The sequence below is a fragment of the Zooshikella ganghwensis DSM 15267 genome (assembly GCF_000428585.1).
Lineage (GTDB): Bacteria > Pseudomonadota > Gammaproteobacteria > Pseudomonadales > Zooshikellaceae > Zooshikella > Zooshikella ganghwensis.
This window is the reverse complement of the sequence record NZ_AUAF01000180.1, coordinates 1-7,938: the sequence shown is the minus strand read 5'-3', so window position 1 is coordinate 7,938 and position 7,938 is coordinate 1. Positions and strand designations below refer to the sequence as shown.

The 7,938-nt window shown below is 43.1% G+C and carries 13 protein-coding genes; 6 read left to right on the top strand and 7 right to left on the bottom strand.

The window, feature by feature from the left end:
• Positions 1–267 precede the first annotated feature (267 nt).
• From dgt to F607_RS33165, 7 genes are all read right to left on the bottom strand, one after another.
• A complete protein-coding gene (gene dgt, locus F607_RS0122805) occupies positions 268–642 on the bottom strand; it encodes a dGTP triphosphohydrolase (RefSeq protein ID WP_027709924.1) in 375 nt (124 codons plus the stop codon).
• 296 nt (positions 643–938) lie between these two features.
• A complete protein-coding gene (locus F607_RS0122800) occupies positions 939–1,511 on the bottom strand; it encodes a hypothetical protein (RefSeq protein ID WP_027709923.1) in 573 nt (190 codons plus the stop codon).
• 106 nt (positions 1,512–1,617) lie between these two features.
• Positions 1,618–2,190 carry a hypothetical protein gene (locus tag F607_RS31255; protein WP_051311754.1) on the bottom strand — a complete coding sequence of 191 codons (573 nt, stop codon included), beginning with the start codon at positions 2,188–2,190 and terminating at the stop codon, positions 1,618–1,620.
• Positions 2,191–2,432: 242 nt separating this feature from the next.
• Positions 2,433–2,717 carry a hypothetical protein gene (locus F607_RS34315; RefSeq protein WP_157365573.1) on the bottom strand — a complete coding sequence of 95 codons (285 nt, stop codon included), beginning with the start codon at positions 2,715–2,717 and terminating at the stop codon, positions 2,433–2,435.
• Complete coding sequence (locus F607_RS31250; RefSeq protein WP_051311753.1) at positions 2,696–3,142, bottom strand: VRR-NUC domain-containing protein; 447 nt, start codon at positions 3,140–3,142, stop codon at positions 2,696–2,698. Before F607_RS31250 ends, F607_RS34315 begins: the two co-directional genes overlap by 22 nt.
• Positions 3,139–3,735: a replication protein P gene (locus F607_RS0122780; protein WP_157365572.1), complete on the bottom strand. Its 597-nt coding sequence runs from the start codon at positions 3,733–3,735 to the stop codon at positions 3,139–3,141. The genes F607_RS31250 and F607_RS0122780 overlap by 4 nt, the downstream gene beginning before the upstream one ends.
• A 160-nt stretch (positions 3,736–3,895) precedes the next feature.
• On the bottom strand, positions 3,896–4,822 hold the full coding sequence (locus F607_RS33165; protein WP_051311752.1) for a DnaT-like ssDNA-binding domain-containing protein: 927 nt from the start codon (positions 4,820–4,822) through the stop codon (positions 3,896–3,898).
• Positions 4,823–5,469: 647 nt separating this feature from the next.
• Here F607_RS33165 and F607_RS0122770 point away from each other — a divergent pair.
• The 6 genes from F607_RS0122770 to F607_RS0122745 all read left to right on the top strand — a co-directional run bounded on the left by F607_RS0122770 (position 5,470) and on the right by F607_RS0122745 (position 7,718).
• The gene (locus F607_RS0122770; protein WP_027709920.1) at positions 5,470–5,886 is read left to right on the top strand and encodes a helix-turn-helix domain-containing protein; all 417 of its coding nucleotides are present in this window, start codon (positions 5,470–5,472) and stop codon (positions 5,884–5,886) included.
• A gap of 176 nt (positions 5,887–6,062) precedes the next feature.
• The gene (locus tag F607_RS0122765; protein ID WP_027709919.1) at positions 6,063–6,512 is read left to right on the top strand and encodes a helix-turn-helix transcriptional regulator; all 450 of its coding nucleotides are present in this window, start codon (positions 6,063–6,065) and stop codon (positions 6,510–6,512) included.
• Positions 6,482–6,874: a hypothetical protein gene (locus F607_RS0122760; RefSeq protein ID WP_027709918.1), complete on the top strand. Its 393-nt coding sequence runs from the start codon at positions 6,482–6,484 to the stop codon at positions 6,872–6,874. The genes F607_RS0122765 and F607_RS0122760 overlap by 31 nt, the downstream gene beginning before the upstream one ends.
• Positions 6,871–7,083 carry a hypothetical protein gene (locus F607_RS0122755; RefSeq protein ID WP_027709917.1) on the top strand — a complete coding sequence of 71 codons (213 nt, stop codon included), beginning with the start codon at positions 6,871–6,873 and terminating at the stop codon, positions 7,081–7,083. Before F607_RS0122760 ends, F607_RS0122755 begins: the two co-directional genes overlap by 4 nt.
• A 77-nt stretch (positions 7,084–7,160) precedes the next feature.
• A complete protein-coding gene (locus tag F607_RS0122750) occupies positions 7,161–7,358 on the top strand; it encodes a hypothetical protein (RefSeq protein ID WP_027709916.1) in 198 nt (65 codons plus the stop codon).
• Positions 7,359–7,406: 48 nt separating this feature from the next.
• Complete coding sequence (locus F607_RS0122745; RefSeq protein WP_027709915.1) at positions 7,407–7,718, top strand: hypothetical protein; 312 nt, start codon at positions 7,407–7,409, stop codon at positions 7,716–7,718.
• The last annotated feature ends 220 nt before the right edge of the window (positions 7,719–7,938 follow it).

Below are 7,938 nucleotides of genomic sequence, written 5' to 3'. Positions count from 1 at the left end.
ACCACAGGCATTGTGCATGAGTGAATGCAGCAGATTGCTGAGAAGCGGCTAAAACACCGCTGATATCTTGAACAAACTTCTTTACATGTGGTGTAGGGTTAATAATCACAAACCGTCGTCTAGTAGTCGCTATTGATAGACAGAAGCGGTATATTACTACACAACTGGTCTGCAGTCGGGGTGTTGATCGTTCTTTGCAAGGCGAAGAAAAGGAGCCCTGGCTGTAGTCCAGTCTTCTCAGAACCATCTTACCCAGCTAGTCAAGCATTAAAAACTCCGGAATCGAGTTAGAGAAATCTCACCACCATGCCCAAATGGAGGGTGCCCAATGTCATGCGCAAGACAAACTGCTTCTAGCAACTTACCATCAGGTAACGCTTCAATTATACTTCTATCATTTTTATACTCATGACGTAAGTAACTCAAAATCCCTGTCCCGATTTGAGCTACCTCTAACGAGTGCGTAAGCCTAGTTCTATAAAAGTCACTTTCTCCTAATCCTAAAACTTGCGTTTTTGATTGTAACCTTCGAAAAGCTGAAGAATGTACTAACCTAGCAAAGTCCCTTTCCCACTCCGAACGACTGTCACGTTGTTTAAATGAAATGTCATCTTTTCTTCTTAACTGAAGATATTCTTCCATAATATCCCCCTAGATTTAAGGTGATCCGTATTATTATTGTTGTACCTTTAAGGGGTATAAATCATATTCATTAAGAAAGTTATACAACTTTTCAATTATATTAAAGATAGAAAGCTTAGAAATACTAAACATACATCCATTGGTTCATGGTATGAGCCATAGTCAGCTCCAAAAACCCTCTTCATAGGACTTTTTGGGGTTTAAATATTAAACAACATGGGAATATTTTCAGGAATAAAATTTTTTAGACGGAATAATGGACTCTGGAAAAAATATACCCCTGAAACGGTACCAAATCAACTTGTTTGTTGAAAAAAATTTATTTTAGTAGAAATGGCTGAGGTAATTTCTGTTTCCCACAGGTAAAGCTCTGCTACACACGCTGTATATCGATCATGCCATGTTTTCTTCCATGCTTCGGGCTTCATTCCGCAGAACTTCGCCAAACTTGCTTTTTTGGGTGGTCTTCGACCATTTGAACATGAGCACTTTCGAGCTTTAGCAATGTACACCCCCGTCCCGTTGCATGTAGGACAAATATTCTCCCCCACTAATTCATTGATCACTAACCGCCCCAGCTGTAAGAAAAAAAACATACTGCGCTTGTCGTCGTCCGCGAAAGGCGCTCGCCATTTATTTTTAAGTCCAAAAAGAATGACAGCACGCTGTGTGAGTTTATCCAACTCGTGAATAACCGTCTTGTCTCCCACGTACTTCAGTAACCCAAATAAGTACGCTTCTCGTGATATATCGGCCATCCCTAATGCGCCAGCCACGTCCTCCGCTGTAAGTCTTGGAATTCCGCCTGGTATCGCATCGTGTTGAACGGTTCGCTGTCCTAATAACGCCATGACACTTGCGTTGGCCATACATTACTCCCTAAATGGTCTCAGGACATACATGTCCTCTTGATGTCCTCTAGCTTGTCTTACCCGACACTTATTGACTTATCGCCTGTAGAGCATTGCTAGTTAATTAAATTAAGTACGCTTTCTTCTTGGCTTCTAACGCGCGTATTTCTTTCTTCAGCCTCAGTACACGTTGTTCATAGTTATGCACGATGACGGCATTAAATGTTTGAAGATCACCAATTCGCAGGCTAGTACGTCGTAATATAGAAGTCTGCATGGCGAGTTCTGCCTGGGTATTTGGTTGGAATATAAATTCAGTCTGTTGCTGTTTTTTAGGATGCTGGCCGTGAACTAATTTCACTCGTTTTTTTCCCTGAACTTCCAACAGTCCCCAACCTGGTGGTAAATCCTCAACCGTTAACAACCGGGGTGGCGTCATGAAATACCGATATTTACCCACGCCAAATTTGGGGTGTTGTCGAAAAAACTTCTTACGATCTGCATGAAAGTCGGCACGACTGACTTTAACCTCGATGAGAAAAGAATCTCTACCACCCCGTATCCAACCTATCGCGTCAGGCTCTTCCAACGTCAACGAGTTGGCTTTCAGCTCGGCAAAAGCAACGGAGCAACCAACTGTTTTTAATAGCCACCGTTTGGCAACCTGGCAAAGTGTTGCATATGAATATTTATCCATGTGTACATCCTGTGATGAATAACTGGGTGAGAAACTTTCTCGTCTACAGAGCATCTAACTAATGGTCTTAAATACTGCGTACCTTTCATTGCTTCGTTGTAGTGCTCGGTAGCCCAGAAAGAGCTTACGAAGCAATGACTTTTTCTGCCTAAAGCTCAAGCATCAACTGCCGTGATTTAAATACTCTGTCGTTTTTATTCTCGGTCTGAATTTTATCCACAAGGCCATGCTTACACGCTCGATTAAGCACGCGGGTTATAACCCTGGGGGTTGTACCTATAATGTCTGCCAGTTCTTTGCTGGTGTATGCTTTTACCGGGTCCATTTGTGCGAGTATTGTGCCGATCACCGTAGCGTCTCCGTTTGCGCTTTTCCCTCTCCGTGTTTAGCCGTTGTCGCATATCGACTTGATACTGCTCCGGTAATTTTTTTAACCAACGACGAATACTTTCGTCTGTTTTTTTACTTAACATCCAGCGGGCTAAACAATCTCGTTTATGTGCTTCTACTGGGTCGAGTTCTGACATAATTGCGAATCAATGGGTAAATTGGCGTATTGAATAATGGTCTCTTTTGCCGCAGCAAAGCCCTTGCAGACAACTGCCATATAGCCGTTCTCTGCTAACCTATTAATCCATTCAAGCTGTGAGTCACTCACTGGCGCACTTTTCGGTGGCGTTGCTTTAAACTCGATGGCAAGTCCGTGATACCCACCACGCGGCTGTAAAATCAAAATATCCGGCACCCCCGCTTTAACACCTTCACTTTTAAGTTTCTTAGCCACAACAACATGACGGTGACCACCATTCGGTACATGGAAAGCACAGTCATAAAGCGCTCTGTAACGTGCATACATCCAGATAAATAATGCTTTTTGTTCTTGTCCTTCGAGATCCTGTCGTTTAGCAATGTACGCAGGCGTTAAATGATTGAGGTATTTGTTTTGTCTCATGCTTGGCTGTCTCCGTTGGCTAAGCGTGATCTCATTGCGGCCAATGCCGATTGGGCAGACGTCAATTGTTGTAAACCTTGAGCTTTGATTTCGGCTTGTAATTTGGCTTCGTGGTATCGCTCGTTGATATCCATCAGTGATTGACGCCTAGCGTCTTCTAACGCGGGTCTGACGTCGGGAATTTGCTCTCCGTGTGCAATGCGGTTACACAACTGCCGATATAAGCTCTCGAACGTCTTTCTCAGCATTTTTACTTCATCACCCTGGGCGCAACGTATACTAAAAAAATCTGTGGCTTTAGCCGCTGCATAGACGGCCTCATGACTCCAGTTGTGTGTCATTTGTTCGTGGCTATGCCGGGTTACTTCCTGCCAGGCTTGCTCAACCGAAGGTAAACCATGCTGTTCGTGATCAACGGTCGTGCAGTAACGGAGGAAGTCCGCCAACGTGGGTATAAATCGAGATTCAGACTCCGCGCGTTGTATACCCTGCTCCACCTGCGTAGGTGTGAGTAGTTGAAAACGCTCGTTGTTCAACCACTGCAGTTTGGCGCTCCGGAGCTTGTAATCCAGGTTGACCCCGTTATTGGCCAACGTGGGGACATCCAGCGGCCAGGCCTTTTTGAACTGCAGGGGCCACACGGTTTCGAACATGCCAAACAACTTGTTGATCAACACTCGCTGGGCTTTTGCGGGTAATGCAGACACCGTTTGCGCGTGTTGCTGACCAGGGTCTTCACCTATCGTCTGCTGCTCACCAGCCTGTGTCTTCGAGTCGTTGACGGAATGAATCGTTTTCTGAAGTAGTTGCCGTCCGCTGTGCATAACTCACCTCCATGGTGTGTTTTTCATGGTTGATCATGTTTACCCGAGTGTTGTTTTTCTCGTTGAGTGCGTGTTGAAGCTGGTTTTCTCTGGCTTGTTGCGCCTGGCATCGGCGATATTGGTGTCGTAGGTGATTAAAAAATTTGGCATCCCACGATGGGTGTTGTTTACCCTCACCCACCCAGTACAAAACAAATTCATCACGTTGTTCACTGGCAAATTGCTTGGGTATACCTGCGCGCAGGAGTTTTGCTTCCAGCAATGGCCAATCAGGTTCCCAATCGTCAGTCATGGATTTAGCCACTGGATTTTTTTTCGGGGGTGGTTCACCACGGTTAAAAATTTCTAGCGCCGGATCATTTTCCTCGCGCGCGGAAGTCGTAGTAGTAGTTATTGGGGATTCTATTGGTGGTTTGGGTGTCACAGCTCTGACACCCTCCCCCTTGCAGAGCTTTGACACCCCTTCTGTTATAGGGGTGTCACTAGGTGGTACCCCTATGGTTGTAGGGGGTTCAATTTGACACCCCTCATTTTGCTCGGTCTTTGGCGTGAGTGGTTCTTTACCCGATTCAGGTTCTTTGGGTTTGGCGCCCACATGTAATAAAAAATAATTTGTGCCGTTTGCGCCATTGGTTTTTACTCGAATTTTTTTAGTGAGTAATCCAAGGGTTTCGAGTGATTTAATATGTCGTCGTGCAGTGGATTTAGACATCGAGGATTTTTTAGCAATGGTGTCCATCGATGGCCAACAATAACCTTCATCATTGGCATTATCTGCCAGAGATAAAAGTACTATTTTTTTATGGGGGTCTAACTGCTGCAGGGAAAAAGCCCAGGTCATGGCTTGAATACTCATACCACCCTCCTAAAAAAAATAGGGAAACCCGTTGTTTTTTTCGTCAGTTTTATCCATAATTACTGAGTCTCTTTATCAATGTTCAAAAACTGCTTATCTCTGGTCGGGTAAGCAGTTTTTTTTCTGCCTGAAATTTGTAAGAAAAAACACCCGTTAATAAATTCAGGGTAAAAAAAATCCTGCCAAGTTGTTCAGCGCTTTTTCTAATTCGTCATCCACAAAAAAATGAAGACAATAAAAATTCTCTCGCCTTTTTTATGAACAAAAGACGTCGCTAATATTTATTGAATTAATGAATGCTTATTTAATTGAAATGAATTTATGTCCCTATAAAGCCTCCTTGACGAGCCACTGTCCAGATATACAGCACTATCAAGCCTAATGACAATACACCCCAGATTGGGTATATTGCCTTGCATACAAAGCGTTAGGGAGATGTCCGGTTTAGAGCATTAACCACTCGCAAACTCACCCCCACGGCAATGGGTGACTGAGTTTTATACCTAACCTTTGTACTGGTTTTTATATGGCCGGACACCCCAGGGTGTGCCGGTCTTTTTGTTCTATGTAAAGTTACAATGTAAGGCTAGCCTCGATACTAGTCTACAAACCCGAAATATGTCAACTACATATCAGGTGTTTTCTGTATGAGTGAATTATGGGAAAAAATCAAAGCAGCAAGGCTTAGCGCTGAATTAACACAAGAAGAGCTTGCAGAAAAATGTGGCGTATCAAGGGCAACTGTCAATCAGTGGGAAGCAAAAGACCCCAGTAAGAGAATAAATCCCAGAAAACAAAACCTACAAAAGATTAGCGAGGTAACTGGTGCTCCATTAGGCTGGCTAAAGTCTAAAGAAGCAGCAATTGATGATCGCTGGTTTGACGAAAATGAAGACTGGAATAGTGCAAACATTGAAGAAAGAATCATTCGTGAACGTCAAGAAGCGCTAACAATAGTCAAAAAGTCTCTCAAAGAACTTTACACAATGGCAATGGAAGAAAAGTTAAACAATGATGAGATGGAATTGATTGTTGCACTTACTAGAACATTAAAGAGAAAGTAAAATCCACACTAAAGCGGCATGAGTAAAGTATATAGCTAGTGTCTACTTCGCTTTTAAAGCCTCTAAACACAACCACCAACCAAAACCTTACATTAAACTTTACTTTTCCATCTAAAAACTCTTGAAAAATACGACACCATAGCTTACATTGATAAAAAACAATGATGGAAAAAGCTATGGATAGCACAGTCACAACATCAGACGGACACTGGCAAGCACACCTTACCAATCCCTACCTTGCCCCGCGCGAAACACTCTACTGCTTAGGTCTTCTATCTGGGAAAACGGATAAGGCTATTGCACGGGATCATAATATTGAACCTGACAGTGTTAGCCGTCGTATTAAAAATGCTCACTACAAACTCAAGACGACAAACCGCGCCCATCTGGTGGCTGAGCTTATTCGGCTTAAGGTTATCAGGTTAAAAATTCCACCTATGATTGCCATGCTTTTAGCGGTATTCACTATCAACAGTGTGGCAATCGTTGTAAATGACAACCCAAATAAACCCAGACAAGTGCGGGTTATACAGCGCACATCACGACGACCGGAGTATATGTCACTGGATGATGATTACCCTAAAGGAGAAAACTCATGGAAGAGTATGCCACTGTTTATCAGCTAAAAAGTAATGTGGATTATCTTGTCGAACACTTAGTAGGAGGCATATCAACAACAAACCTTGTTTCATCTACTAACGATTTTAAATGTCAGGTGTGTTTTGTCCCCATCAATGGCTGTAGCACATTGGCCATTGTGGATAACCAATTATTTTTTCGTGTTCACTTGCAGATGACATTACCTGAGTTAGATAAACATCAGCCTTTCTTTATCAATGTATTTATTACCGGGTGTATTAACGCAGAAAAAAGCTTGTTGGTTATCCACAGCAAGAACAAACAACACGCTAGTTTATGCCTGCAGTTATTTACCAAGGCGGTCAACCAACAAAATGCTGTTGACTATGTTCTGCCGGAGGCTGCATGAAACCTATGGCCTCTCCTATTCATTCAACAGCTGCGTTAGAAGTACATCAGATTAAAAGGAGGAATCAAACAGAAGCAGAATTATTTTGGGATAAAATATCCAGCGATTATCAACGCAATCAAGAAGTCAATACAGCGCTTTGGCTACGACTTCGTTATTTACTGCGTAAAACTTACCGTAAATTATTAATAGAGCCTGCAGGCTACTAACACGCAACATAAATTTATTTTTTAACACGCTCAGGTATGAGCCACGGCATCTTATTGCCTAAAAAAAGGGAATTAGCATGACTACATCAGCAGAAAATAAAAAAAAATTTATTCCCTGGAAACCGAATACACGCGTTATCCGTTATCAACATGAACGGAGAAGAGGTATGCAGTTTCTGGCAACAGAGCTGTCACTGGATCTTGCTGCAGGTCTAGCTAATCAGGCTATCAGCAACATGCTCAGCTCGGTTAAGAATGAGGATACAACACAGTAAACGTATAACACTTGCCTAGACATGGGCAGTAAACACAGGAAGTGAATCATGTTGATATTAGGTCGCCAAGTTGGACAGTCTCTGCGAGTAGGAGACTTCCGACTTATTCTTCGGGGTAGAAACCCAAAGGATGCCGAAATAACCCTGGTTTATGGCCATCGCGTGCGCATTATGACCGTTGCCTACACACTGGCTTTTAAATTGGGTAGGTCGATAACCATCACCCCCTACCCTCACCGGGGTAATGAGTTCATCAATGAAAGAGCGATGAATCAGGTGAACTTTCATATTCGTGCACCTCGAGATGTGCCCGTGATACGGGATGAGGTTGAAGCTGTTCGTACACAACAATCAACTTAATAACTATTAATACATGAGGTAGGGAAAGCAATGCAATTAAAATGGGTAAAACTTGAAAAATATTTAGAGCTTTCGGGTGACACTCGCCATGCCTTTAGTAATACTCGATTCCGGAGTTTTTAATACTTGACTAGCTGGGTAAGATGGTTCTGAGAAGACTGGACTACAGCCAGGGCTCCTTTTCTTCGCCTTGCAAAGAACGATCAACACCCCGACTGCA

Excerpts from the sequence above, each read along its gene's own strand:
- F607_RS31255 (WP_051311754.1), bottom strand. The coding sequence starts at position 2,190 with ATGGATAAATATTCATATGCAACACTTTGCCAGGTTGCCAAACGGTGG.
- F607_RS34315 (WP_157365573.1), bottom strand. The coding sequence starts at position 2,717 with ATGTCAGAACTCGACCCAGTAGAAGCACATAAACGAGATTGTTTAGCC.
- F607_RS0122765 (WP_027709919.1), top strand. The coding sequence starts at position 6,063 with ATGGATAGCACAGTCACAACATCAGACGGACACTGGCAAGCACACCTT.
- F607_RS0122755 (WP_027709917.1), top strand. The coding sequence starts at position 6,871 with ATGAAACCTATGGCCTCTCCTATTCATTCAACAGCTGCGTTAGAAGTA.
- dgt (WP_027709924.1), bottom strand. The coding sequence starts at position 642 with ATGGAAGAATATCTTCAGTTAAGAAGAAAAGATGACATTTCATTTAAA.
- F607_RS33165 (WP_051311752.1), bottom strand. The coding sequence starts at position 4,822 with ATGAGTATTCAAGCCATGACCTGGGCTTTTTCCCTGCAGCAGTTAGAC.
- F607_RS0122770 (WP_027709920.1), top strand. The coding sequence starts at position 5,470 with ATGAGTGAATTATGGGAAAAAATCAAAGCAGCAAGGCTTAGCGCTGAA.
- F607_RS0122800 (WP_027709923.1), bottom strand. The coding sequence starts at position 1,511 with ATGGCCAACGCAAGTGTCATGGCGTTATTAGGACAGCGAACCGTTCAA.
- F607_RS0122750 (WP_027709916.1), top strand. The coding sequence starts at position 7,161 with ATGACTACATCAGCAGAAAATAAAAAAAAATTTATTCCCTGGAAACCG.
- F607_RS31250 (WP_051311753.1), bottom strand. The coding sequence starts at position 3,142 with ATGAGACAAAACAAATACCTCAATCATTTAACGCCTGCGTACATTGCT.
- F607_RS0122745 (WP_027709915.1), top strand. The coding sequence starts at position 7,407 with ATGTTGATATTAGGTCGCCAAGTTGGACAGTCTCTGCGAGTAGGAGAC.
- F607_RS0122760 (WP_027709918.1), top strand. The coding sequence starts at position 6,482 with ATGGAAGAGTATGCCACTGTTTATCAGCTAAAAAGTAATGTGGATTAT.